Origin of the sequence: Pseudoroseicyclus sp. CXY001, from assembly GCF_041714655.1 — a bacterium.
In the GTDB taxonomy this organism is placed as follows: domain Bacteria; phylum Pseudomonadota; class Alphaproteobacteria; order Rhodobacterales; family Rhodobacteraceae; genus Pseudoroseicyclus_A.
This window is the reverse complement of sequence record NZ_CP168219.1, coordinates 3001757-3026239: the sequence shown is the minus strand read 5'-3', so window position 1 is coordinate 3026239 and position 24483 is coordinate 3001757. Positions and strand designations below refer to the sequence as shown.

At 68.5% G+C, this 24483-nt stretch carries 18 protein-coding genes; 8 read left to right on the top strand and 10 right to left on the bottom strand.

Annotation, left to right across the window (positions count from 1 at the left end):
- Window positions 1-52 precede the first annotated feature (52 nt).
- Entirely contained in the window at window positions 53-1039 is a 987-nt protein-coding gene (locus ACAZ03_RS14785) for a DMT family transporter (protein WP_373354786.1), read from the bottom strand.
- 375 nt (window positions 1040-1414) lie between these two features.
- On the opposite strand from ACAZ03_RS14785, the gene ACAZ03_RS14780 reads away from it, so the two are divergent.
- Window positions 1415-2698 carry an EAL domain-containing protein gene (locus tag ACAZ03_RS14780; protein ID WP_373354784.1) on the top strand — a complete coding sequence of 428 codons (1284 nt, stop codon included), beginning with the start codon at window positions 1415-1417 and terminating at the stop codon, window positions 2696-2698.
- Between the two features lie 101 nt (window positions 2699-2799).
- On the opposite strand, the gene ACAZ03_RS14775 is transcribed toward ACAZ03_RS14780, so the two are convergent.
- Complete coding sequence (locus ACAZ03_RS14775) at window positions 2800-4950, bottom strand: esterase-like activity of phytase family protein (RefSeq protein ID WP_373354783.1); 2151 nt, start codon at window positions 4948-4950, stop codon at window positions 2800-2802.
- 713 nt (window positions 4951-5663) lie between these two features.
- On the opposite strand from ACAZ03_RS14775, the gene urtA reads away from it, so the two are divergent.
- The 5 genes from urtA to urtE all read left to right on the top strand — a co-directional run bounded on the left by urtA (window position 5664) and on the right by urtE (window position 11719).
- Window positions 5664-6947 (top strand): urea ABC transporter substrate-binding protein, encoded by a 1284-nt coding sequence (urtA, locus tag ACAZ03_RS14770; RefSeq protein ID WP_373354781.1) that lies wholly within the window; start codon window positions 5664-5666, stop codon window positions 6945-6947.
- 79 nt (window positions 6948-7026) lie between these two features.
- Complete coding sequence (urtB, locus tag ACAZ03_RS14765) at window positions 7027-8952, top strand: urea ABC transporter permease subunit UrtB (protein WP_373354779.1); 1926 nt, start codon at window positions 7027-7029, stop codon at window positions 8950-8952.
- 75 nt (window positions 8953-9027) lie between these two features.
- Window positions 9028-10278 carry an urea ABC transporter permease subunit UrtC gene (gene urtC / locus ACAZ03_RS14760; protein ID WP_373354777.1) on the top strand — a complete coding sequence of 417 codons (1251 nt, stop codon included), beginning with the start codon at window positions 9028-9030 and terminating at the stop codon, window positions 10276-10278.
- A complete protein-coding gene (urtD, locus tag ACAZ03_RS14755) occupies window positions 10275-11015 on the top strand; it encodes an urea ABC transporter ATP-binding protein UrtD (RefSeq protein WP_373354776.1) in 741 nt (246 codons plus the stop codon). Before urtC ends, urtD begins: the two co-directional genes overlap by 4 nt.
- A gap of 8 nt (window positions 11016-11023) precedes the next feature.
- Window positions 11024-11719 carry an urea ABC transporter ATP-binding subunit UrtE gene (urtE, locus tag ACAZ03_RS14750; protein WP_373354775.1) on the top strand — a complete coding sequence of 232 codons (696 nt, stop codon included), beginning with the start codon at window positions 11024-11026 and terminating at the stop codon, window positions 11717-11719.
- A gap of 417 nt (window positions 11720-12136) precedes the next feature.
- Here urtE and ACAZ03_RS14745 read toward each other — a convergent pair whose 3' ends face one another.
- The 5 genes from ACAZ03_RS14745 to ACAZ03_RS14725 form a co-directional block, all read right to left on the bottom strand.
- The gene (locus ACAZ03_RS14745) at window positions 12137-13615 is read right to left on the bottom strand and encodes an NAD-dependent succinate-semialdehyde dehydrogenase (RefSeq protein ID WP_373354773.1); all 1479 of its coding nucleotides are present in this window, start codon (window positions 13613-13615) and stop codon (window positions 12137-12139) included.
- 272 nt (window positions 13616-13887) lie between these two features.
- A complete protein-coding gene (locus ACAZ03_RS14740) occupies window positions 13888-14937 on the bottom strand; it encodes a maleylacetate reductase (protein WP_373354771.1) in 1050 nt (349 codons plus the stop codon).
- A complete protein-coding gene (locus ACAZ03_RS14735; RefSeq protein ID WP_373354769.1) occupies window positions 14934-15581 on the bottom strand; it encodes an alpha/beta hydrolase in 648 nt (215 codons plus the stop codon). Before ACAZ03_RS14735 ends, ACAZ03_RS14740 begins: the two co-directional genes overlap by 4 nt.
- A 10-nt stretch (window positions 15582-15591) precedes the next feature.
- Window positions 15592-16554 (bottom strand): glyoxalase, encoded by a 963-nt coding sequence (locus ACAZ03_RS14730; RefSeq protein WP_373354767.1) that lies wholly within the window; start codon window positions 16552-16554, stop codon window positions 15592-15594.
- A complete protein-coding gene (locus ACAZ03_RS14725; RefSeq protein WP_373354766.1) occupies window positions 16551-17438 on the bottom strand; it encodes a dioxygenase in 888 nt (295 codons plus the stop codon). The genes ACAZ03_RS14730 and ACAZ03_RS14725 overlap by 4 nt, the downstream gene beginning before the upstream one ends.
- Window positions 17439-17619: 181 nt before the next feature.
- On the opposite strand from ACAZ03_RS14725, the gene ACAZ03_RS14720 reads away from it, so the two are divergent.
- Window positions 17620-18567 (top strand): LysR family transcriptional regulator, encoded by a 948-nt coding sequence (locus ACAZ03_RS14720; protein ID WP_373354764.1) that lies wholly within the window; start codon window positions 17620-17622, stop codon window positions 18565-18567.
- 380 nt (window positions 18568-18947) lie between these two features.
- Here the strand turns inward: ACAZ03_RS14720 and ACAZ03_RS14715 are convergent, their stop codons facing one another.
- The 3 genes from ACAZ03_RS14715 to ACAZ03_RS14705 all read right to left on the bottom strand — a co-directional run bounded on the left by ACAZ03_RS14715 (window position 18948) and on the right by ACAZ03_RS14705 (window position 23115).
- The gene (locus ACAZ03_RS14715) at window positions 18948-19997 is read right to left on the bottom strand and encodes an alpha/beta fold hydrolase (protein WP_373354762.1); all 1050 of its coding nucleotides are present in this window, start codon (window positions 19995-19997) and stop codon (window positions 18948-18950) included.
- 176 nt (window positions 19998-20173) lie between these two features.
- A complete protein-coding gene (locus ACAZ03_RS14710; RefSeq protein WP_373354760.1) occupies window positions 20174-21532 on the bottom strand; it encodes a hypothetical protein in 1359 nt (452 codons plus the stop codon).
- 179 nt (window positions 21533-21711) lie between these two features.
- Window positions 21712-23115, bottom strand: a complete 1404-nt coding sequence (locus ACAZ03_RS14705) for a hypothetical protein (RefSeq protein ID WP_373354758.1) — start codon at window positions 23113-23115, stop codon at window positions 21712-21714.
- Window positions 23116-23489: 374 nt separating this feature from the next.
- Here ACAZ03_RS14705 and ACAZ03_RS14700 point away from each other — a divergent pair, with 374 nt between their 5' ends.
- On the top strand, window positions 23490-24458 hold the full coding sequence (locus ACAZ03_RS14700; RefSeq protein WP_373354756.1) for a DNA topoisomerase IB: 969 nt from the start codon (window positions 23490-23492) through the stop codon (window positions 24456-24458).
- Window positions 24459-24483: the final 25 nt, after the last annotated feature.

Sequence of the window (24483 nt, the reverse complement as noted above, 5' to 3'; positions counted from 1 at the left end):
GCGCGAGGGCAAAAGAAATTGCGGCCGCGGGCAATTGCGGGCGCGCCGGTGCTCAGACCCGCCGCACCGGCCGGCGTGTGGCTACCTCCCGCCCACGGCGCCGCTCGCGGAGGTAGACGAAGAGCCCCGAGCCGAGGATCAGCGCCATCCCGGCCCAGGTCACCGGGCCCGGCAGGCTGCCGAAGATCGTCCAGCCCCAGAAGAGCGCCAGCGGCAGGCCGGCATATTCGAAGGGGGCGATCGTGGCGGCATCGGCGGCGCGATAGGCGGCGGCGAGGCTGTAGGCGACGAGGCCCGAGCAGAGCCCGAGGCCGAGGAAGAGCCAGAGGTCCCGCCCCTCCGGCCAGGTCCAGGCGCGCAGGAGGAAGACGAGGCTCTCGTTCTGCACCCCTTCTGCGAAGCGGCCGTCCCCCGCCACCAGGAAGAAGGCCAGGGCCACGACGAGGAAGACGCCCTGCGTGTAGATCGCGAGCCCCGCGGGCGGCATGTCGCCGCCGAGCCGCCGGGTCAGAACCATCGTCGAGGCATAGGTGAAGGCCGCGAGGACGGGCAGGGCGAGGATCAGCCGCGAGGCCGCCAGCTCCTCGCCCCCGGCCCAGGGGCGCTGCATCAGGAGGACGCCGAGAAAGCCGACGATGACGGCGCCGAGCCGCAGCGGCCCCACCTTCTCGCCGAGGACGGGGATGGACAGGAGCGTGATGAAGAGCGGCGCCACGAAGAAGAGCGCCGTCGCCTCCGCCAGCGGCAGGGCCGCGAGGGCGGCGAAGAAGGCCATGTTGGAGATGACGAGGCAGAAGCCGCGGAGCAGATGCAGCGCCGGCCGGTCCGTGCGGAGCGCGCGAAGACCGCCCTCCATCATGAGGAGCGGCCCGGTGAAGCAGAGCCCGAGGATCGAGCGGACGAAGACCATCTGGTGCAGCGGATAGCCGCCGGACAGCGCCTTGATCAGCATGTCGTTGATCGAGATCGCCGCCGTCGCGAGCAGGATGAGGGCGATGCCGAGGGCGGGGCGGTCGAGGCGCGCGGCGGGGCTGGACATGCCCCGGGCTACGCTCCCCCCGCGGCGGGATCAAGCGCCGTGGCGCGGCGCGCCGGCGAGGGCGGGCGCCCGGCGCAGGGCCCCGAGAGGGCGAGGAGAATGCCGCCCGGCAGCCCGCAACCTGGGGGCGAGCCGGCCCGAGATGCCAGGTGACCTTTGGTCAATCGCCGCGGGGCAAAGAAAACCTTGGTCAGTTCGCCTTAATCGTGCCTTTCTCGGGCCTTAGAGGATGTGTGACGTCGATCTGACGCTCCGGCTCGGCGGAGTCGACCTGCATGGAACTGGAAAGACCCCCGCAATGAGACAGCGTAGTCCCGCCTGCTCCCGCCCCCCGGACCGCCGTCCCAGACCCTCCGCCGCAATGGGGTGGCCTGAATGAACTTTACCGGATTGCCCCTGACGCTCGATTCCTCTCTCCAGGGAGCGGAACAGACGGACAAGGACATCCTCGACATCGCTCTCGAAACCGTCCGCACCCATCTTGGCATGGATGTCGCCTATCTGTCTGAATTCGTGGGCGACCGCTCCGTCTTTCGTGCCGTCAGCGCCCCGGGGATGGAGGCGCTGATCAAGGCGGAGGACAGTGTCGGGCTCGATGAGGTCTATTGCCAGCACATCCTTGCCGGGCGGCTGCCGCGGCTCATCAGCGACACGGCGGACCATCCGCTGGCGCTCGAGATCCCGATCACCCAGCAGGTGCCGATCGGCAGCCATGTCTCCGTGCCGGTCTATCGCGCCGACGGCAGCGTCTACGGCATGTTCTGCTGCCTCAGCCCCCAGCCGAACCCGACGCTGAACACCCGTGACCTCGATGTCATGGAAACCTTCGCGGCCATCGCCACGCGCGAGCTCGACGCCACGCTGCGCCGCCGAAGCGAGCGGGCGCGGATGTCGCAGCGGCTCGACGAGGCGATGGGGCCCGAGGGCGTCGAGATCGTGCTGCAGCCGATCGTCGACCTGTCGACCCGGCGCATCTCGGGCTTCGAGGCGCTGAGCCGCTTCACCGGCGAGCCCTATCGCTCGCCCGACCAGTGGTTCGCCGATGCGCTCGCCATCGGCCGGCAGATCGAGCTGGAGGCCTATGTCGTCTCCAAGGCGCTGTCGCTGCTGCCGGAGCTGCCGGAGGGCACCTCGATCTCCGTCAATGCGTCGCCGGGGACCGTGGCCTCCGGCATTCTCGCCGGGCTCGCCGCCGCCTCCGACCCGTCGCGCATCACCATCGAGTTGACCGAACATGCCATCGTGGAGAATTTCGACAGGGTCTCGCAGGAGCTCGACCGGCTCCGCCAGCTCGGGGCGCGGGTCGCGGCCGATGACGTGGGCGCCGGCCATTCGGGCCTGACGCAGCTTCTTCGGCTGCGGCCCGACGTCATCAAGCTCGACATCGAGCTGGTGCGCGGCATCGACAGCAATTCCGCCAAGCAGGCGCTGGTGATGGGCATGATGTACTTCGCCCGCGACATCGGCGCCAGAATCGTCGCCGAGGGCATCGAGACTGATGAGGAGCGCGAGGCGCTGCGCACGCTCGGCGTTCATCAGGGGCAGGGCTACCACCTCGGCAAGCCGATGTCGCTGGCCCGCGTGCGGGACTGGATGTCGCTCTGGGAAGAGGTGGCCGGCGAACCGGCGGTGCTCGGCCGGCTGGCCCTGAACGGCTGATCCTTAAGCGCGGCCCGCCAGTGCGGCCGTTTGGGGGCGCCCCCAAAGCAAACGGGCGGAAGCTCTCGCCCCCGCCCGCGCCGGTGCCTTTTAGGGGCGGATTACATCGGCAGTTCGACCGACCAGAAGAGCGTCTCGCCCGAATGGTCGTCCACCCCGTCGTTGTCGGTGGAGATCCACATCATCCCGTCCTCGGTGAAGGCGAGGCCCTCGACCTTGTCCTGGGCATAGCCGTTCAGTTGCAGAAGGTCGGGGGCGATGTCGTAGACCACCTCCTTCGTCACCACCGGGTAGTCGCCGCCGAGCGCCACCGGCACCATTTCGGCGAGCGGCACGCGGGTGACCTGCTTCACGCCGACATTGGCGCCGATCTGGTTGTCGCGCTCGATGAGGTAGACGTGATCGCCGTGGGCGACGATCTCGGAAAGGCCGATCCAGCCGGTCGCCGGCACGTCGAGCGGATAGGCGACCGCGCCCCATTCGCCGGTGGCGGTGTCATAGGCGAGGAGCTTCACACTGTTCTCGGCATCGTCGGACCAGGGCCGCTGCTGCGCGCCCCAGAGCACGCCGTCGATCAGCGTCACGCCCTCAAAGCCGGAATTGGTCTGAACCGCTTCCAGCTCTTCGGGCAGGCGCACCTCCTCGAGGATCTCGCCCTCGGCGGAGATGTGGTAGAAGGCGTTGTAGAAGCCCTCTTCCAGCTTGCCTTCGGAGGCTACCCAGAAGCCGCCCTCGCCGTCGAGCGTGATGCCCTCTAGGTCGAGCCGCGTCTCGCCGAAGGCGATCGGCAGCGCATCCGTGATGGTGGCCGGGGTCGTCGTCGTGTCGATCGTGTAGATGGTCGGCGAGCCGGCGTAGAAGCTGTCGTTCACCGCGTAGATGGTGGAGCCGTCCGCCACCATGCCGGAGATCGCGCCCCAGCCGATCAGGCTCTCCGCCCCGGCGGAGGTGAGCATCGGATAGGCGGCCGGCGCCTCCTGATATTCGTAGATCATCACATGGGCGCGGATGCCGCCGTCCGGGCCGAGGTCGGTCTCGTTGGCCGAGACGAGGAGGTTCCGCTCGGGGATCACCACATAGCCTTCCGGCCCGATGCCGGAGGGCAGGAGCTGGGTGAGCACCGGCGCCGCCGGGTCGGTCACGTCATAGACGCCGACGACCGAGCCGCGCTCGGAGCCGACGAAGACGAAGGGCGTCTCGCCGAAGGTGCCGAACTCGATCGATTCCGGCTCCACGCCCTTGTTCTCGGAGCGGCCCTCCGGGTAGTGGCCGATCTCGATCAGCGCATGTTCGAAGCTGGTGCCGCTGTCGTAGACCAGCGTGCCGTCCTTGGCGAAGATCGACCAGCCGCGCGAGCCGCCGTCCATGTCGCCCTCGTTGGCGATGGCGAAGTGATCGTCATCGATCCAGTTCACCGCGTCCGGCTCGCGGGGGATGGCCGTCAGGCTCTCGGTGAAGGCGAGCGCGTCGTCCTCGGTGGCATCGACGCCGTCGAGATCCACCGTGCCGGCGGAGAAGGAGCCGAGCACCTCGCCGGTGGCGGAAAGGACCACGAGCCAGTTATTCTCCTGCATCGTCAGGACGATCTCGCCGAGGCCGTTCACGTCGACGAATTCGGGCTCCGGGTCCTCGGGGGCGATGTCGGAGAGGCCGGTGACGTCGGCCTGGATGAGCCCGGCGCAGTCGAGCGCGCCTTCGGCCAGCGGCACGATGGCGAGGAAGCCGCCCGGCATCTGGCCGACGCGGCCGTCGCCGAGATCCTCGTCGCGCTCGTTCTCGATGGCCACGGTGACGAAGCTGTCATCCTTGGCGATGGCGACGGAATCCGGCTGGCCGCCGAGATCGCAGCGGCCGAGCTCTTCCTGGGTGGCGATATCGAGCGCCACAAGGAAGCCGGAGGGCGCGGTGTAGCTCTCGGACGTGTTGACGCCGACATAGGCGGTGCTGCCGTAGACGGCGACGGAGGTGGGCTCGCCGCCGTCCATCGCGATCTCGCCGAGGGGGGCCGGGGCGGCGGGATCGGTGATGTCGATCAGCCCGACGACGCCGGCGGGGCTGTCGGTATAGATGAGCGTCATGCCGTCGGCCGTGGCGGCGATGATCTCGGCGGAGGTCTCTTCGGCATCGGGGCTGTTGCCGGTGGTGGCGAAGCTGGCGATGCGGTTGAAATGCATGTCCTGGGCCGAGGCGGCGCCGGCGGCGAGCGCGGCGGCCAGGGCGAGAAGGGACGTCGTCCCTGTCTTGAGCGTCATGTGCCTGTTCCTTCCTGTCGGGCGCTCGGGGGATGGCGCGCTGCCGTAACAGGCGGGTGACGGGCCGGTGACAGGGGGATGAAAGCGGTTGGAGGTGCCGCTTGGGGAGGGGCCTAGAGCGGTGTAGCGTAGGGTGGGTTTGTAACCCACCACTCCCCTTCCTTCCCACCCCAACGGTGCCGCGCAGGGCGAGCGCCGGCCCGTGGGTTGGCGCTCCTGCCGGCTGAACGGCGCGCTTTATGGTGCCGCCACCTCCCTGCTCACTGGCTGCGCCCGGCCCCACCGGAGCGCCGACCCGCGGGACGGGCCGGCGCTCGCCCTGCGCCTGCGGCGCGTACCGGGCGGGGGCGTCGCACCATCGTCGCGCCACCGGTGGGTTGCAAACCCACCCTACGCCGGGCGGCGGGTCCCTGCGCCGCCGCTTCCCGACCGCCGATTCCCTTCCTCCTCCGCCGCATTTTCGGGCGCGGCGGCCGCTTCCGCACAATTTCTGCGCTGCAGCGTCCGCCATGGGCGCCTCAGGCCGTGACGCAGCGTTGCGCGGGTCCGGACCCGGGGGAAACATCCGATGGCGCCCTGGCCGGGCGGGAGCCCGCGAGAGGCTCCGGGCGGGTCTCCCGGATACAGGGGGAGGAGGCCCCGAGCCGGCCGGACAGCAGAAAAACAACAGGCTGGCCCGCTCTGGGACGGCCGATCAACGGGGGAAGCCCAGTATGAAGATGTTGAAATATGCCGCGGTTGCGGTCTCTGCGCTGGTGGCCGGCACCGCCTCCGCGCAGGACGTGTCCTGCCCGATCAAGGTCGGCGTCCTGCACTCTCTGTCCGGCACGATGGCCATTTCCGAGACGACGCTGAAGGACACGATGCTGATGCTCGTCGAGCAGCAGAACGCGGCCGGCGGGCTTCTGGGCTGCGAGCTCGAGGCCGTCGTCGTCGACCCGGCCTCCGACTGGCCGCTCTTCGCCGAGAAGGCCCGCGAGCTGCTGACCGTCCACGAGGTCGACGTGATCTTCGGCAACTGGACCTCCGTCAGCCGGAAGTCCGTGCTGCCGGTCATCGAGGAGCTGAACGGCCTTCTGTTCTACCCGGTGCAGTACGAGGGCGAGGAAAGCTCGCGCAACGTGTTCTACACCGGCGCCGCGCCGAACCAGCAGGCGATCCCGGCGGTGGACTATTTCCTCGAGGAGCTGGGCGTCGAGAAGTTCGCCCTTCTCGGCACCGACTACGTCTACCCGCGCACCACGAACAACATTCTCCACCAGTACCTGATCGACGCGGGCATTCCGGAAGAGAACATTTTCGTCAACTACACGCCCTTCGGCCAGTCCGACTGGTCGACCATCGTCTCCGACGTGGTCGAGCTCTCGTCCGACGGCAGCCAGGTCGGCGTGATCTCGACGATCAACGGCGATGCCAACGTCGGCTTCTACAAGGAACTGGCCGCGCAGGGCGTCTCGGCCGAGGACATCCCGGTCGTGGCCTTCTCCGTGGGTGAGGAAGAGCTTTCGGGCTTCGACACCTCCGAGCTGGTCGGCCACCTCGCCGCCTGGAACTACTTCATGTCCGCCGACACGCCTGAGAACGAGGAATTCATCGCCGCTTGGCACGAATTCATCGGCGACGAGGCCCGCGTCACCAACGACCCGATGGAAGCCCATTACATCGGCTTCAACATGTGGGTGAACGCGGTCACCGAGGCCGGCACCACCGATGTCGACGCCGTGCGCGAAGCGATGTGGGGCCAGGAGTTCCCGAACCTCACCGGTGGCATGGCGGTGATGGGCGTGAACCATCACCTCTCCAAGCCGGTGCTGATCGGCGAGATCCGGGCCGACGGCCAGTTCGACATCATCTCGCAGACCTCCGAAGTCCCGGGCGATGCCTGGACGGACTTCCTGCCCGAATCCGCCGTGCTGGAATCGGATTGGAAAGACCTCGGATGCGGCATGTACAACACCGAGACCGAGACCTGCGTGCAGCTCACCTCGAACTACTGATCCCTCACCGGATCACGGGGGGGCGCGGCTGCCGCGCCCCCCCTTTCCCGAATGCGAAGATCCCGGGGGCGGCCAATTCATGCGCGCAATCCTTCTCGCCTGCCTCCTCTGCCTGACCGGCCTCGCCGCCGCCGCGCAGGATCTGCAGTCGCTTCTGCAGGAGAATGCCGAAGAGATCGGCGACCCCTCGCGGCGCACCATCGCCGAGGCTCTGGCGCCGGTGGTGGACAGCGGCCTGCCGCAAGTGACGGAATTCCTTGAAAGATACGCCGCCCGCGAGCTCTGGCAGCGCCCGGAGGACGGGCTGTTCTTCTATGCCGAAGAGAGCGACGACGGCCTCACGCTGATCGACATAGACACCGGCGAGCCGGTCGGCAGCTCGACCAGCCGCGAGATGAACAACATAAGGGTGAACGCCGGGGTGCGCGGGGTCATAAACTCCGCGCTCGTGCAGTTCCAGCTCTCCGATCCCGACGCCGCCCGGCGCAACGCCGCGCTCGATGCCATCGCCCGCTCGCCCGAGCCGGAGCATCTGGAGCCGCTCCTCGGCTCCATCGAGGAGGAGCCGAGCCCCGCCATCCGCACCCGCAAGGAGCGGCTGGCCGCCATCCTCACGGCGCGTTTCGGCGAGAACACCGAAGCGCGCATCGCCGCCATCGAGAGTTTCGCCGGGGACACCACGCTCGACGTGCGGGGCGCGCTCAGCCAGATCCTCACCACCTCCGACGAGGTGGCCGAGACGCTGCCCGAGGGCGAGAACATCGCCCGCGAGCGCGACCTCACCCGCGAGGAGGCCTATGCCGTGCTGGTGGCCGAGGGCCTCGCGCCGCCCCGCGTCTCGGATGCCGACATCGCCCGGGCGCTCGAGGCCAATATCGCGGACGGCATGGTCGGCGGCCTGCCCGTCGCCACCCTCGGCGACCCGGACGAGCGCATCCGCGCCTACGAGGCGCTGGCCGAGACCGGCACCGTGCCGCCCTTCGTGGCGGAGGAGGAGGTCGACGCGGCGCTCGATGCCCATGTCTTCTACGCCGCCTATGACGAGCCCGACGAGGAGGTGACCGACGCCGCCCGCGCCGCGCTTGCCGCCATCGAGTTCCGCGTCGCGGCCTACCAGTTCATCGACATCGCGCTCGACGCCCTGTCGCTCGCCTCGATCTACTTCCTCGCCGCCATCGGGCTCGCCATCACCTTCGGCGTGATGGGGGTCATCAACATGGCGCATGGCGAGTTCATCATGATGGGCGCCTATACGGGCTATGTCGTCCAGCAGATCGTGCCCGACTACACGCTCAGCCTCGTCATCGCCCTGCCCTTGGCCTTCGCCGTGACCTTCGGCGCCGGCGTGCTGATGGAGCGGCTGGTGATCCGCTGGCTCTACCACCGCCCGCTGGAGACTCTCCTCGCCACCTTCGGCATCTCGATCGCGCTGCAACAGATCGCCAAGAACATCTTCGGCACCCAGGCGCGGCCGCTGACAAGCCCGGCCTGGCTCGGCGGCGAGTTCTCGATCAACGACATCATCGCCATCTCGAACATCCGCATCGCCATCTTCGTGCTGGCGGCGGTGTTCCTCGTGCTGATCCTCCTTCTCCTCAACCGCACCCGCATCGGGCTCGAGGTGCGCGCCGTCACCCAGAATCCCGGCATGGCGGCCTCGATGGGGATCAACCCGGGGCGGATCAACATGCTGACCTTCGGGCTCGGCTCCGGCATCGCCGGAATCGCCGGGGTGGCCATCGGGCTCTATGCGCAGGTGACCTCCGAGATGGGGGCCAACTACATCGTGCAGAGCTTCATGACCGTCGTGGTCGGCGGGGTGGGGAATGTCTGGGGCACGCTGGCGGGCGCCGGGCTGATCGGCATCCTCCAGAAGGGGATCGAGTGGTTCAACCCTTCGAACACGCTGGCGGCGCAGACCTACATGATCCTCTTCATCATCCTCTTCATCCAGTTCCGGCCGAAGGGCATCGTCGCCCTCAAGGGCCGCGCGGCGGGGGATTGAGCATGACGCATCACCCAAGCGGCGATCTCCAGATGGCAATCGCAGGTACTGCCCGGCCGCAGGCGGAGGCTCTCCATGCAGCGTAGCTTCTTCCTCCGGCACCCTTCCGTCCTGATCTTCATTGGCTTCCTCGCGCTCTTCACGCTCGCCGTGACGCTCCTCGCCGATGCGACGGGCACCGGCGCCCTCTCGACCTCCTTCGTGAAGACCCTCGGGCGGACTCTCTGCCTCTGCCTCGTCGCCATCGCGATGGATGTCGTCTGGGGCTATTGCGGCATCCTCAGCCTCGGGCATTTCGCCTTCTTCGGCATCGGCGGCTACGCCATCGGCATGTGGCTGATGTATGCCCGCACCGAGGAGATCGTCGCCGCCTCCATGGCCGCCCGCCCCCTGCCGCCGACGCCGCAGGAGCTGACGGACGCGATCGGCACGCAGATCTTCGGCGTCGTCGGCTCCTCCGACTTCCCCGCCATCTGGGCCTTCGCGCATTCGCTGCCGCTGCAATTGCTGGCGGTCGTGCTGGTGCCGGGGCTGCTGGCGCTGGTCTTCGGCTGGCTCGCCTTCCGCAGCCGGGTGACGGGGGTGTACCTGTCGATCCTCACCCAGGCGATGACGCTGGCGCTGTCGCTCTATCTCTTCCAGAACGACTCGGGCCTCCGCGGCAACAACGGCCTTTCGGGCCTGCAGAACATCCCCGGCGCCGCGGAGCTCGGGCAGGATGTCATCTCGATCCGCTTCTTCTGGGCCTCGGCGCTGGCGCTGGGCCTCGGCTACGTGCTCTTCGCCTGGGTCACCTCGGGCAAGATGGGCTCGGTCATCCGTGCCATCCGCGACGACGAGGCGCGGGTGCGCTTCCTCGGCTACCATGTGGAGAGCTACAAGCTCTTCGTCTTCACCATCACCGCAATCGTCGCCGGCATCGCCGGGGCGATCTATTATCCGCAGGCCGGGATCATCAACCCGGCGGAAATCGCGCCCATCGCCTCGATCTACCTCGCCGTCTGGGTGGCCATCGGCGGGCGGGGGCGGCTCTACGGCGCCGTGATCGGGGCGGCGGCGGTGTCGCTCCTCTCCTCGTGGTTCACCGGCGGCGGCGCGCCGCCCATCGACCTCGGCTTCTACCGCATCCTCTGGACGGACTGGTGGCTCGTGCTGCTCGGCTTCGCCTTCGTCGCGGTGACGCTCTTCTTCCCCAAGGGGATCGGCGGGCTCTTCGACCTCGTCATGATCCGCCGCCCGGTCGAGGACCGGACGGGCGACTACGGCCCCGACGCCGGCGCCTGGCGCCGTGACGAAGGGCGCGAAGAGGGGGAGGAGGACAGATGAGCACGCTTCTGGAGGTCTCCGGCGTCTCCGTCACCTTCGACGGGTTCCGCGCCATCAACAACCTCAGCCTCTCCATCGGCGAGCCCGAGATGCGGGCGATCATCGGCCCGAACGGCGCCGGCAAGACGACGATGATGGACATCATCACCGGCAAGACGAAGCCCGACGAGGGCCGCGTGCTCTGGGGCGAGATGAGCCGCAACCTCCTTGGCATGTCGGAGAGCCGCATCGCGCAGGAGGGGATCGGCCGCAAGTTCCAGCGCCCGACGGTCTTCGAGGCGCAGACTGTGCGGGAGAACCTCGCACTCGCCCTGAAGAACCGGCGCGGGCCCTTCGACGTCTGGCTCCGCGGCCGCCGGCCCGAGGACGAGGGGCGCATCGGTGAGCTGGCCGCCGAGATCGGGCTGACGGCCGAGCTCGGCCGCGTCTCGGGCGAGCTCTCCCACGGGCAGAAGCAATGGCTGGAGATCGGGATGCTGCTGGCGCAGGAGCCGCGGCTCCTCCTCGTCGACGAGCCGGCGGCGGGGATGACCCCGGCGGAGCGCGAGCACACCACAGACCTCCTCAAGCGCGCCGCGCGGACGCGGGCGGTGATCGTGGTGGAGCACGACATGGAATTCGTGCGCCGGCTGGAGTGCAAGGTGACCGTGCTCCACGAGGGCCGCGTGCTCGCCGAGGGCTCCATCGACCATGTGACCTCCGATCAGGAAGTCATCGACGTGTATCTGGGGCGGTAGATATGGCGATGCTCGACGTACGCGGCCTGACGCTGAAATACGGCCAGAGCCAGATCCTCTACGACATCGACCTCACGGCCGAGGCCGGTCAGGTCACGGCGGTGATGGGGATGAACGGGGTCGGCAAGACCTCGCTCCTGAAGGCGATCTCGGGCCGCTATCCCTACGACCGGGGAACGATCACTCTGGATGGGGTGCCCTTGGTCCATGCCTCGGCGACCACCTGCGCCCAGGCGGGCATCGGCCTCGTGCCGCAGGGCCGCCAGATCTTCCCGCTCCTGACGGTGACGGAGAACATGGAGACGGCCTTCGCCTGCCTGCCCCGCACCGAGCGCGGCATCCCCAACCGGATCTACGAGCTCTTCCCGGTCCTGAAGGAGATGGCGAACCGCCGCGGCGGCGACCTCTCGGGCGGCCAGCAGCAGCAGCTCGCCATCGCCCGGGCGCTCATCACGCGGCCGAAGGTGCTGTTGCTCGACGAGCCGACGGAGGGCATCCAGCCCAACATCATCAAGCAGATCGGCCGGGTGATCAGCCAGCTCCGCGAGGAGGGCGAGATGGCGGTGGTGCTGGTGGAACAGTTCTTCGACTTCGCCTATGAGCTCGCCGACAGCTTCGTGGCCATCAGGCGGGGCGCGGTGGAGCTGAACGAGCCGCGGAGCGAGGTCGACCGCGAGCGGCTCCTGGCCTGCGTCACGATCTGACGGAGCCCGTCGCGGCGGTCGGCGCTCGCCTCCGGCAATCGCCCCGCCCGCCGTCCCGCTGGCCCTTCATCTGGCCATAAATATCGCCGGGGGTGTGGGGGCAGGACCCCCCCTCCCTCCCTCGCAGCCAGCCCGACGATTGGCCCTCGTCCGCCTCGCGAGCTCGCCCATCAGGGCGCGCCGAGCGTCCCGCGATTGCCACGCAGGGCGAGCGCCGGCCCGGGGGGTGGCGCTCCTGCCGGTGCCGCATCGCGCTTTATGGTGCCGCCACATCCCCGCTCAGAGCGGCGCGCTGCCCCACGAGAGCGCCAGCCCGCGGGACGGGCCGGCGCTCGCCCTGCGCCTGCGGCGCGCACCGGGCGGGGCCAAGCTCAAACGTCGGTATGAACATCGCAAACGGCAGGCGGAAGCCGCCCCTCACACCCCGAGGCAGATGTACTTCATCTCCAGATAATCCTCGATCCCGTGCCGCGAGCCCTCGCGGCCGAGGCCGGATTGCTTGACGCCCCCGAACGGCGCCACCTCGGTCGAGATGATGCCGGTGTTCACGCCGACGATGCCGTATTCCAGCGCCTCCGCCACCTTGGTCACGCGGCTGAGGTCCTTGGCGTAGAAGTAGCTGGCCAGCCCGAAGATCGTGTCATTGGCCATCTCGATGACGTGGTCTTCGTCGGTGAAGCGGAAGAGCGGCGCGAAGGGGCCGAAGGTCTCTTCCTTGGCGACCGTCATGCCTTGCGTCGCATCGCGCACGACGGTCGGCTCGTAGAACTGTCCGCCGAGCGCATGGGGCTTGCCGCCGGTCATCAGCGTCGCGCCCTGCGACGTGGCATCCGCAAGATGCGCCTCGACCTTCTCGATCGCCTTCGGCTCGATGAGCGGCCCGAGGTCGGTGCCCTCCGTCAGCCCGTCGCCGACCTTGAGCGCCTTCACGGCGGCGGTGAGCTTTTCGGCGAAGGCATCGTAGACGCCCTCCTGCACATAGATCCGGTTGGCGCAGACGCAGGTCTGGCCGTTGTTGCGGAACTTGCAGGCGATGGCGCCCTTCACGGCCTCGTCGAGATCGGCGTCGTCGAAGACGATGAAGGGGGCGTTGCCGCCGAGCTCCATCGAGCATTTCATCACCTGGTCGGCGGCCTGCTTGAGGAGCGTCCGCCCCACCTCCGTCGAGCCGGTGAAGGTCAGTTTGCGGACCTTGGGATTCTCGCAGAATTCCTTGCCGGCATCGGAGGAGGAGGTCGTCGGCACCACCGAGAAGACGCCCGGCGGCACGCCCGCCTCTTCCGCCAGCACCGCCATGGCAAGGGCGGAGAGGGGCGTCAGGGACGCGGGGCGCGAGACGAAGCTGCAGCCCGCCGCCAGCGCCGGGGCGACCTTGCGGGCGATCATGGCGTTCGGGAAGTTCCAGGGCGTGATGCCGGCGGCGACGCCGATCGGCTGGCGGATCACCTGGATGCGCAGGTTCGGCTGGTGGGCGGGGATGATCTCGCCATAGACGCGCTTCGCCTCCTCGGCGAACCATTCGACGAAGCCGGCACCATAGGCGATCTCGCCGCGGCTTTCGGTCAGCGGCTTGCCCTGCTCGGCGGTCATGAGGATCGCGAGGTCCTCCTGGTTCTCCATCATCAGCTCGTACCAGCGGTGCAGGATCTTCGCCCGCTCCTTGCCGGTCTTCGCGGCCCAGGCGGGCTGGGCTTCATGGGCGGCGTCGATGGCCTCGGCGATCTCGGCGCGGGTGAGGTCCGCGACCTCGGCGATGACATCGCCGCGGGCCGGGTTGGTGACGTCGAAGCGCTTGCCGGAGGCGGCGGGGCGCCATTCGCCGGCGACGAAGGCGTCGGTCTTCAGGAGCGCCTTGTTGCTGAGGAGGGTGGCGAGGTCGGTGGCGGTGTCGAGCATGAGGGTCCTCCTTCGGGTTCGCGACATATGGGACCGGCCGGGGGCCGAGGTCCATGGGGAACGAAGGGCAAGGAGGGGGCGGAGGTTCCGTCCGGCGGGCACGGAACGTCCGGGCCCGGCCTGACGGGCGGGCTAGCGGGGCGGCACCGGGTCTGACTGTCGGATGAGGTGGAGGGCAACCGATCCCGGCGGAGCGGGCGAGCTGGCCCGCCGAAAGAACGCGCCGGCGCCCCTCCTCCCGTAGGGGCGCCGGCGGGGGAAGGGGGCGGAGGTTACTCCGGCCGGCGCCCTTCCCAGGCGGCCTGGAGGAGCTTGCGGATGTCCTCCCGGTCGAAGGGGCGGGGGTTGGAATAGGCGTTCTGCGTCGCGATCTCGGACGCGCGGTCGAGATCGGCCTCGCTCATGCCGAGGTCGGCGAGGCGCATCGGCGCGCCGGCATCCTTCGCGAAATCCCAAAGCCCCCCGCCGACGGAGCCGAAGATCTCCGCGACGCCGTCCAGCGCATCCGTGCCCTCGGCATTGAAGCCGGCGGTATGGGGCAGGAGGATCGCATGGGTTTCGGCATGGGGCGTGCCGAAGCTGCCGCCGAGCACATGGGCGAGCTTGTGATGCAGCGCCATGGTGATGTAGCCGAGCGCCGTCGAGCAATACCAGGCGCCCTCGAGCACCTGGGCCCTTGCCTCGCGGTTGCCCGGCTCGCGGGCGACCACCGGCAGGCCGGCCTTGAAGCGGCGCATCGCCTCCAGCGACATCAGCGACAGGACGGGGTTGGCATCGGGCGCATAGAGCGCCTCCACCCCGTGGGCGATGGCGTTGAGCGCGGAGGTCACCGTGAGATCGGCCGGCAGGGTGAGCGTCAGGTCGACGTCGTAGACGACCACCTCGGGCCGGATGGAGGCATCGCGGCGCGTGGTCTTGGCGCCGTTCTCCGTCTCGCCGAGGATGTCGGTCATCTCCGAGCCGGCATAGGTCGTCGGCACGGCCACGTGGTCGGCCCCCGTGCGGGTGGAGATGGCCTTGCCGAGCCCGATGGTCGAGCCGCCGCCGATCGAGACGAGGCAATCCGCCCCGCTCTTCTCGAAGGCCGCCATGGCGCGCTCGGTGACCTCCACCGGCGTGTGCATCGCGGCCTCGCTGAAGGTGCCAGCAGCCCGCGCGCCGAGCCGCTTTGCCAGCGCCTCGGCATCCTCCGCCTGGCCCGGCGTCGACAGGACGAGCGCGCGCTCATGGCCGAGCCGCTCTACCTCCTCGCCGACCTTGCCCAGCGTGCCGAAGCCGAAGACGACGCGGCTCTGGATGCCGGGGAAGACGAAGCCGGTCACGTGTTGCCTCCGAAGGGCGGACGCCCGGCAGCGATGTCGGCCAGCATGGCGTCGATCGCCCGGATCTCGCAATCGGCGACGCCGTGGTCGCGGCCGGGGACGATATCCATATGCAGCCGGGCGCCGGCCCTGGCGAAATCATGGATCGACTTCTGGAAGGCCCAGAGCGGGATCCAGGGGTCGTCGTCGCTGTCGGTGGCATAGATCGGCAGCCCGTCAAGGCTCGCCCGCGGCAGGTCGTCCTGCACGGCGCCCACGCGGCAGCCGGTCAGCAGGATGGCCGCATCCGCGCCGGCCCCGCCGCGCAGCAGATATTCGGTCGTGGTGCATGCGCCCTGGCTGAAGCCGCCGACGATCACCGGCCGGCCGTTCGCCATCTCGCGGGCGCGGGCAACCTCGGTGCGGACGATCTCCAGCGCCTCGTCGAGCTGGGCTGCCGTGTCGCCGGCGATCGGGTCGACGGCCTTGGCGTCGTACCAGGCCGGACGCGGGCTTTTCGGCAGAATGAAATGCACCCCGGGGGCGTCGAGACGGGAACAGACCATCTCGACCATCGCCTCGGGATCCTGGCCCCGCCCGTGCAGGAAGACGCAGATCGCCTGCGCCTCCCTGACGGGCGTGCCGTAAGTCTGGACTTGCGGCACGCGTTGCTCCTCAGGCGTCCTGGAAGCTGGCGGGCTCGAGCCCGGCGATGAGCTCTTCCTTGCGGTCCTCGAACCACGGCGGGAAGACGAGCGTCTGGCCGATGGCGTCGGCCGGTTCGTCCTTCGCCCAGCCTTCGGCAGTGGTCCAGGCCAGTTCGAAGAGCGCGCCGCCCGGGGAGCGGACGTAGCAGGACTTGAAGTAGTTGCGGTCCTTCTGCTCCGAGATGTCGGTGAAGCCGAGGCCCTCGATATGGGCGCGCAGCTTCAGCTGGCTGTCCTCGTCGCCCGTGTTGAGCGCGAAGTGGTGGATCGTGCCGCCGGAGAGCGTCCAGGTGCCCTGCGCCTGATCCTTGATCTCGGTGATCTCGACGACGGAGGACATGCCGTTGTTGGTCGGCACCTTGTAGGCCATGCCGTTCTCGTCATCGGCCATCTTCTCGAGCGGCAGCGCGATGGTCATGAAATCGTCCATGGCGTTGCGGTCCGTCACGGCGACGACGCCGCCGTAGATGCCCTTAATGGCATGTTCGGCACCGATGCCCATCTCTTCGTTGACGATCGGATTGCGCGGGTCCTCGGGGTTCTCGACGAGCTGCAGCTCGATGCCCGACGGATGCGCGAACTCGACGCGGTCGAGGCCGAAGCGGTTGGTCTTGACGGCCTTGTGGCCGCGCTCGTTCAGCCGGTTGATCCAGAAATCGGCGGCGCCGACGGGGATCGCCTGCTGCACGACCTTCGACTGGTTGGTGCCGCGGCGGCCGTAGACGCCCGGCTTGCGGAACGGGAAGGTGGTGATGATCGTCGATTCATCGCCGTTCTTCGAGCCGTAGTAGAGGTGGTAGACCGGCAGCACGCCGTCGAACAGCACCGTACGCTTCACCGAATACAGACCGAGGTCCTTCGTGAAGAAGTCGTAATCCTCCTGGGCACCGTCGGTGCTCATGGTGAGGTGGTGATACCCGTTGATTTTCATATGGATTCTCCTCCTGGGGGGTTGGGCTGTCCCGGCTGGGGCGTAGCCCCGGCAAGGACGAAAGTGAAGGATGCGGCAAAGCCGCCCTCCGGATCGGGGATCATCTCGGCCATGAGGGCCGGATGTTCGGCGAAAAGCGGGTCGGCGCCGATGGCCGGGTCGCTGCCGTCGAAGAGATGCGTCGTCAGCACCTGGTAGCCGGGCGCCGAGATGCGGAAATGCAGATGCGCCGGGCGCTCGGGGCTGAGCCCCAGCCGCGCCAGCAGCCAGCCGACCGGCCCGTCATCGGGGATGCGGTAGCCCTTGGGGCGGATGGTGCGGATCCGCGCCACCCCGTCGGCCCCGGTGCGGTAGATGCCGCGCAGATTGTGCTCGGGCTGCGAGTCGGGGGACTGGTTCTCGTAGAGCCCCTCGCCATTGGCATGCCAGATCTCGACGATGGCGCCGGAGACGGGCGCGCCATCCGTGCCCGTGACGCGGGCGGTGAAATCGAGGGGCGCGCCGGCGCCGTCGAGCGAGATGCTCTCGCCGTCGGCGCGGGGCGGGGCGCCCTTGCGGTAGAAGGGGCCGATGAGCGTGTTCGGCGTGGCGCCCTCGGGGCGCCGCGAGGCCAGCCGCTCGACCGTGCTCGTGAGCCCCAGCGCATCGGCGAGCAGCACCCATTCCTGCCGCTGGTCGGAGCAGGCATCGCCGACTTCGGAGAGAAACCCGATGACGCGCCGCAGATCGTCACGGCCGAGTTGATGCTCCTGCGCCATGTGGGAGAGATGGGCGACGAGCGAGGACACCAGCTCCGCCAGGCGCGCGTCGGGCGCGCCCGCAACGCGGGCCGCAAAGGCGCTGGCTGGCATCAAGCTGTGCGTGTCGACCTGTCGATGGTCCATGACTCTCCCCCCGGACGAGCCCACCATATCGGCTCAGCCCCGCCACGACATTATTTTGTGGCGCCTCAACATAACAAATCGGCATGAAGGCGCCCGCGGCGCCTGTCCGGAGCGGAAGAGGATGGACCGGGATAACATCCGGCCATACACAGATAAGGGGAGGCTTACATCAGGTTCCGGCATGAAGTTCGACGAGCGGCAGCTGGTGCAGATCGCGGCCATCGTGAAACATGGCTCCGCGACGGAGGCGGCGAAGGCGCTGGGCGTCTCGCAGCCCTCGATTTCGCGCACCGTGGCGCAGCTGGAGCAGCGCCTGGGCGAGCCGCTCTTCGTCAAGGGGCGGCGGCCCCTGACGCCGACTCCGCTCGGCGAGATCGTCGCGCAGCACGGGCTGTCGATCCTGACGGCGAGCCGCAAGGTCTCCGACGCCGTGACCTCCTACCGGCAGGGCAATGCCGGGGTGGTGCGGCTGGGGGGCGTGCCCTTCTTCCTCGACGCGATCATCTCGCGCACGATTGCCACCTACAACAGCCGCCATCCTGATGTGCGGGTCGACCAGAGCTACGGCAACCTCAGCGAGCTGACGGGCCAGCTCGAGGCCGATTTCCTCGACCTCGCCATCACGCCGCTCGGCCAGTCGACGCCGCCGGAGGGATTCGAGTTCGTGCCGCTCCTGCGGGCGCGGAACGTCATCGCCGCGCGCAAGCACCATCCGCTTGTGCAGAAGAGCGTGCTCTCGGCGAGCGACGTGACGAAATATCCCTGGGTGGCGCCGCTGCCGGGCTCGCCGCTTCTTCTCGACCTGCACTGGATTCTTCTGACGCTCGGCTCCAACGAGCTGGCGATCCGCTATTCGGGCGGCTCGCTCATGAGCGTGGTGAACTACATCTCCGAGACGGACGCGCTGGCGATCCTGCCGCATTCGGTGGTCTTCGCCATGCGCCACGAGAACCGCGTGGCGGTCGTGCCATTGGACGTGCCGCAGCCGAAGCGGGTGATCGGCATCCTGACCGCCGCCGGGGCGCCGATGGCGCCGGCGGTGAAGCGGATGGCCTATCACATCCAGGTGGAATTCGCCTCGCTCGCCGAGGCGGTGGAGCGCCACGAGCGGACCATCGTCTGGGGGTAGGGGGGGCCAACTTACTGTTGGCGTAACGCTTGTTCGATGTCCTCGCCCGGTGCGCGCCGCAGGCGCAGGGCGAGCGCCGGCCCGTCCCGCGGGTCGGCGCTCTCGTGGGGCAGCGCTGACATTCGGGCGGAGGATGTGGCGGCACCATAAAGTGCGATGCGGAATCGTCGGAGCGCCAACCCCCGGGCCAGCGCTCGCCCTGCGCGGCGACGGGGCGTGTGGTTGAGAGGGGGAAGGTGGGTTGGAAACCCACCCTACGGATAGGTCGGCCGTTGCTCGGTGCCTGGCCCGCGCCGGGCAGCCGGCAGCAAAAAGGCCCCGCCCTTGCGGGCGGAGCCTCTTTTTGCCGAAGGGCCGGCCCGAAGGCCGGCCCCCGGTCGTCAGTTGCCGCCGGCGAGCTGGGCCGCGGCGTCGATCAGGACCTGAACGGTCTCGCCGTTGTTGGTCTCGGCCGTGAAGAAGTGGCCGACGCCCGGGAAGTCATCGGCGAGAAGCACCTTCTCGACCGACACGCCCGCCTGCTCCCAGACGCTCGCGAAGCAGTCGAGCTGCTCGGAGGTGTGGAAGATGCCCGACGCGATCATGATCATCGGGATGTCGCTGAGACCGGGCAGGCTGCTGGCCTCGCCTTCGGCCTGCATCGGGCAGGCGTCCTCGGAGACGGCGACGTCTTCGGCGAGCGCCGGCTCCCAGGTCAGGTTGGTGCGCATGACCTCGTCCTGGAACGGGTTGGAGCCCGCCGCCTCGATGGCGACGATGCCGACCACGTTCTCGGGGTTCATCTGCGCGGCGAGGAAGGCCGACCGGCCACCGGCCGAATGCGGCATCAGGATCGCCGGGCCGATCTCGTCGAGCAGTTCGGAGATCTTCTCGGCCGAGAGCACGTCACCGCCGTAGGGGGTGGTGGCCGAGAGCTTCAGCCAGTTGATGACGTTCTCGTTGTCCGGGGTCGGCTCGCCGCCCGGCCAGTTCTCGGAGGTCGCCAGCCAGGAGATGATCCCGGAATTGGCCTGGCCGAGCTGGCCCGAGCCGTAGTTCGGCGAGGCCGGCGAGCGGCCGTGGCCGGGGCGGTCGGCGGCATAGACGTCGAAGCCCGCGGCGATCAGGTAATCGCGCACGCCGTCACGCCCGTCGGGGGTGCCGTACCAGTCGGAGGACTGGCCGCCGCCGCCGTGGACGAGCACGATCGGCACGTCGTATTGCGGGTCGGCGTTCAGGTAGAACTCGACGAACATCTGGTTCTCGACGGTCACGGCGCCGTTCTCGTCGGGTTCCGACGTGTCGCCGCCCATGACCATGAAGCCGATGTCGCGCAGATGCATGGCGCCGGCTTCGCCGCCGGGGCCGTCCTGCATGTCCTCTTGCGCGAGCGCCGGCATGGCCAGCATGGATGCGCCGGCAAGCAGGCCGGCAAAGAGTTTGGTCTTCATTGGTGAACTCCTCCCTTGGTGTTCAGGTGCAGTGTGCCGGCCCGTGAAGAGCGGGGCCAGCGGGTTTAAAGGGTTGCGCCCTTCCGGTGCACGCCTGGGCGGTCGGGCAGGGCGGTGTCATTCGTCGTCTGCGGGTCTACCGGGCCCCGACGCGCGGGGCCCGGCGGTCTTTTGTCTCAGTCGAAGCCGAAGAGGCCCTCGGCCTCCGGCGGCTCCATGCCCTCCTCGTGGTAGGTCTCCCAGTAGTAGGACCAGGGCCGGCCGAAGATGTCGGGCACGTCGTATTCGAAGGTCGAGCCCGGCTGGACGTTCTGCTGGAAGCCGTCGACCGGGAAGATCGTCGCCACGCATTCGATGAAGACGTAGGGATCGACCTCGTTGAGCTCGCCGATCTTCTGTATCGCGCGGACGAGCCGCACCGGCTCCACCAGCGCTTCCTCGTCGTAGAGGATCGTCTCCTGCATCAGGCCGACCATCTCGCCGTCTTCCTCCCAGGGGGAGTAGATGTTGATGATCTGCAGGCTGTTGGAATATTCGGGCGCGCTGTGCACCGAATACCCCTGGATGTTCGACGTCCACGAGATGAGCGCGTCGCCGTCCCAGAAGCCGATGGTCTCGCCATACCAGCGGGGCACGGCGGCGCCGAGACGCGGCGGGCCGTTCTCGTCGATGATGAACTCGCGGTCCATCTGCACCTGGAAGAGGTAGTTGTCGGCCACGCCGCCGAGCACGCTGACCTGCTCGGGCGTCATGATGAAGTCATGCGCCCGCATCGCCGGCCAGTGCCAGAGCCGCATCATGCCCTCCGGCCAGCAATAGGCGGCGGGCCATTGGTGCGCGTTGGTCACGCCGATGTGGTAGAGCTGCTGGACGTAGCGCGTCTGGTACTCTTCGGTCAGGAGCGACAGGATCGTCGGCACCTGGTTGACGTGCATGTTGTACCACAACACCCGCTCGTCATAGCCCTCGCCCGTCTCGAAAAGCGTGGCGTAGTCGTTGAGCGAGTAGCGGCCGTTCCAGTCGGGCGGCGGGTTCTCGCGGCTGTATTCGGTCGGCCCGCCGTTCGCCTCGGTCTCGGCGAGAAGCGCTTCGTAATGCTCCTGCGCGGTCGCGAAGCCGTAGGGGCTGACGATCTCCTCGCGCGGGTAATCGGCCTCGCAGTCGCCCCAGGGCGTGTCCGGGGGGTTCTGGTTGTTGACGGGCGAGGTATTCGGATAGGCGCCCCAGAGGTTCTCGATGACGAGGGGCGGATTGCAGCGGAAGTAGCGCGGATCGCTCCAGAGCTCGCGGTCCTGGTAGTAATCCTCGGTGGTGAAGAGATCGACCTCGAGCGGTTCGATGCCCTCGGGCGTCTCGCCGGGGGATCCCGGCACCTGGTGGCCCAGCCGATTGCCGGCACCGAAGGCGGGGGAGGTCTTCTGGACCTCCCAGCCACGGCCGACACTCTCTTGCCCGTCCTGAGCCAGGGCGGGCAGGGCGGTCGTGCAGATCAGCGCAGCGATGGCAGCGCGTCGTGTCGTGATCGCAAGTCGCATTGTGGGTTCTCCTTCCGGGTTTGTGACGGACGACCCGGTGGCCCCAGCAGCAGGGTGCCACCGCCTCCTCGGCCGTCCGTCTCAGCCCCGGCGCATCGGGGGCAGGTCCCCCTGCCCCGGGGCGACACGCCCGGGGGCGGATCGCTCCGCCCCACGGGTTTCTTGCAAGCCGTCTTCGATCAATCGAAGCCGAAGAGGCCTTCCTGCGCCGGGGGCTCGATCCCGATCGAGCGCTCCACCTCGTCCCAGGTCTGGGCCCAGGGCCGGCCGTACATGTCGGGCACGGTGTACTCGATGGTGGTGCCCGGCGAGACGGGCGAGGCCGCCCCACGCTCGTCGGGGAAGAGCGTCTGGATGCACTCGATGAAGATATACGGGTCGACCACGTCGCCGGCCTCGCTGAACTCCGCCTGCTTCTCGAGGTTGCGGACGATGCGCACCGGCTCCACCAGGGCGTCTTCGTCGTAGAAGATCGCCTCGTGGTCGATGCCCACGAAATTGCCCTCGTCGTCGTAGCGCGAGGAGTAGATCTCGATCGTCTGCATCTTGTTCGAGAACTCGAAGGCGTTGTGCACCTTCCAGCCCTGGACGTTGGAGGTCCAGGTGATCAGCGTCTCGCCATCCCAGAAGCCGATGGTCTCGCCATACCAGCGCGGCACGTCCTGGCCGAGCCGCGGCACGACGCCGTCCATGTTGAACTCGGCGCCGACATGCACCTGCGTCAGGAAGTTGTCGGCGACGCCGGTCAGGATCTGCACGACGTCGGGCGTGGCGACGACCTGATGGGCGCGGACCGAATACTGGTGGAACCGGCGCATGAAGCCTTCCGGCCAGCAGAACTGCGACTGCCATTGCGGCACGTTGGTGTTCGCCTGGTGGAACTGCTCGCGCACCATGCGGGTGCGGTATTCATCGGTGAGCAGCGACAGGATCGTCGGGATCTGGTTGGCGCGCATCCAGAACCAGCTGTCGGTGTTCTCCTGGCCGAGCGGCGAGGCGTAATAGCCCGTCCATTCGCCGGGGACCGTCTCGTAGGTCTGCTCGGTCGGGCCGCCGCGCTCGGTGGTCTCGGCGAGCAGGGCCTCGTAATGCTCCTGGGCAGTGGTGAAGCCGTAGGGGCTGACGATGCCTTCGCGCGGATAGTCGCGGTCACAGAAGCCCCAGGCCGCCGTCGAGGGATCGTCGTCGATCATCATCGGGTTGCCGTAGGCGCCGCGCGAGGCTTCCAGCATCAGGCCGGAGTTGCAGCGGTAGTAGCGCGGATCGTCCCAGAGCTCTTCATCCTCGTAGAAATTCGCCGTGGTGAAGATGTCCGTCTCGAGCGGCTCGACGCCCTCGGGTGCGCCTTCGCCGGGGGCGGAGGCCGCGATCTCCATCGACTGGCCTTCGATGTTCCGGTTGGTGACGAAACCCATGCCGGGACCGGTGATCTCGTAGTCGCGGATGTCGGCGGCGAGCGGCGCGCCGCGGCCGACGCTTTCGAAGTCGATCTGCGGATTGTCCTGCGCGAGGGCCGGCATGGCCGCCATGGCGCCGATGAGCGCCAGCGCCGACGACGCAAGGCGGGGTCTGAGATGTTGCATATTGTCCTCCCTTACAATGCAACCGCCGCCCGGCGATCCCGGGTCGGCTTTGGTCAATTGTCAGGCAGCACCAATCCCGCCGAGACGACCCCCTCCTCGGGGCCGGCCGAGCCGGCTGATCCGACGGCATCGGTGCTGCTCCTCCCGCGGATGAGGATGCATGGGCAAGATGGGGGGGAGTATAATCATCGGCGGGGTCTTTATATCCAATGTTGATGCAGACGGCCCCGGGCATCGCCGACCATGCGACAACCCCCTGAAAAAGGGGCGCAATTTTCGCTCGGCGAAAGCTTTGCGGGCTGGGAGAGGCGCGGCGGGGCCGGGAACTTCGGGGGCCGTCGCGGAGTTTCGATGGCACCATGATGCCCCAGACCGTGCCAGACGCTCTGATCTACTATCCCGACGACCAGCCGGGCATCCGCCGGCAGCGGCGGGGCAAGGGCTTTTCCTACATCGCCGCCGACGGCACCCGCATAGACCGCGGGCCGGAGCGGGAGCGGCTGCAGAAGCTGGCCGTGCCGCCGGCCTATGAAGACGTCTGGATCAGCCCGCATCACAACGGCCATCTGCAGGCCACCGGTCTCGATACCCGCGCCCGCAAGCAGTACCGCTACCATCCCGAATGGGCCGCCGCCCGGTCGGAGACGAAGTTCGCCGCCCTTGCCGGCTTCGGCCGCGCCCTGCCGGCCATCCGCCGCCGCATCTCGCGCGATCTCGCCTCCGATGCGGGGGACCGCCCCTTCGCCCTCGCCGCCGCCGCACTGCTGATCGACCGGCTGGCCTTGCGCGTCGGCAACGACGCCTATCTCAAGGCCAACGGCTCCTATGGCGCGCTGACGCTGAAGCGCCGCCATGTGCGGCTGAAGGACGACACGCTCCACCTGAGCTTCACCGCCAAGGGCGGCAAGAAGGTCCGCCGGAAGGTCACCGACCGGCGGCTGCAAAAGGTGCTGGAGCGGGCGCGCGACCTGCCGGGCGCCGAGCTGCTCCTCTGGGTGGACGCGGAGGGCAACCGCCACCGCGTCGGCTCCGCCGAGCTCAACGCCTATCTGGCCGAAGCGGCGGGCGACATCCCCGGCACCACCGCCAAGACCTTCCGCACCTGGGCCGGCACGCGCGCCGCCTTCGAGGTGGCCGAGGCGGCGGAGCGGCTGACGATCAAGGCCATGGCCGATGCCGCCTCGGAAGAGCTCGGCAACACGCCGACCATTGCCCGCAACTCCTATATCCACCCCGCCGTCCTCGGGCTCGCCGAGCGCGACGTGGCCCTGCCGCCGGGGGTGGAGCTGTCGGGCCTCCATGCCGCCGAACGCCGGCTCCTGGCGTTCCTGGAGGAGCAATAGGCGGCCAGACTGCCCCTGCGTGAGC

Excerpts from the sequence above, each read along its gene's own strand:
- ACAZ03_RS14785 (WP_373354786.1), bottom strand. The coding sequence starts at position 1,039 with ATGTCCAGCCCCGCCGCGCGCCTCGACCGCCCCGCCCTCGGCATCGCC.
- ACAZ03_RS14780 (WP_373354784.1), top strand. The coding sequence starts at position 1,415 with ATGAACTTTACCGGATTGCCCCTGACGCTCGATTCCTCTCTCCAGGGA.
- ACAZ03_RS14775 (WP_373354783.1), bottom strand. The coding sequence starts at position 4,950 with ATGACGCTCAAGACAGGGACGACGTCCCTTCTCGCCCTGGCCGCCGCG.
- urtA (WP_373354781.1), top strand. The coding sequence starts at position 5,664 with ATGAAGATGTTGAAATATGCCGCGGTTGCGGTCTCTGCGCTGGTGGCC.
- urtB (WP_373354779.1), top strand. The coding sequence starts at position 7,027 with ATGCGCGCAATCCTTCTCGCCTGCCTCCTCTGCCTGACCGGCCTCGCC.
- urtC (WP_373354777.1), top strand. The coding sequence starts at position 9,028 with ATGCAGCGTAGCTTCTTCCTCCGGCACCCTTCCGTCCTGATCTTCATT.
- urtD (WP_373354776.1), top strand. The coding sequence starts at position 10,275 with ATGAGCACGCTTCTGGAGGTCTCCGGCGTCTCCGTCACCTTCGACGGG.
- urtE (WP_373354775.1), top strand. The coding sequence starts at position 11,024 with ATGCTCGACGTACGCGGCCTGACGCTGAAATACGGCCAGAGCCAGATC.
- ACAZ03_RS14745 (WP_373354773.1), bottom strand. The coding sequence starts at position 13,615 with ATGCTCGACACCGCCACCGACCTCGCCACCCTCCTCAGCAACAAGGCG.
- ACAZ03_RS14730 (WP_373354767.1), bottom strand. The coding sequence starts at position 16,554 with ATGAAAATCAACGGGTATCACCACCTCACCATGAGCACCGACGGTGCC.
- ACAZ03_RS14725 (WP_373354766.1), bottom strand. The coding sequence starts at position 17,438 with ATGGACCATCGACAGGTCGACACGCACAGCTTGATGCCAGCCAGCGCC.
- ACAZ03_RS14720 (WP_373354764.1), top strand. The coding sequence starts at position 17,620 with ATGAAGTTCGACGAGCGGCAGCTGGTGCAGATCGCGGCCATCGTGAAA.
- ACAZ03_RS14715 (WP_373354762.1), bottom strand. The coding sequence starts at position 19,997 with ATGAAGACCAAACTCTTTGCCGGCCTGCTTGCCGGCGCATCCATGCTG.
- ACAZ03_RS14710 (WP_373354760.1), bottom strand. The coding sequence starts at position 21,532 with ATGCGACTTGCGATCACGACACGACGCGCTGCCATCGCTGCGCTGATC.
- ACAZ03_RS14705 (WP_373354758.1), bottom strand. The coding sequence starts at position 23,115 with ATGCAACATCTCAGACCCCGCCTTGCGTCGTCGGCGCTGGCGCTCATC.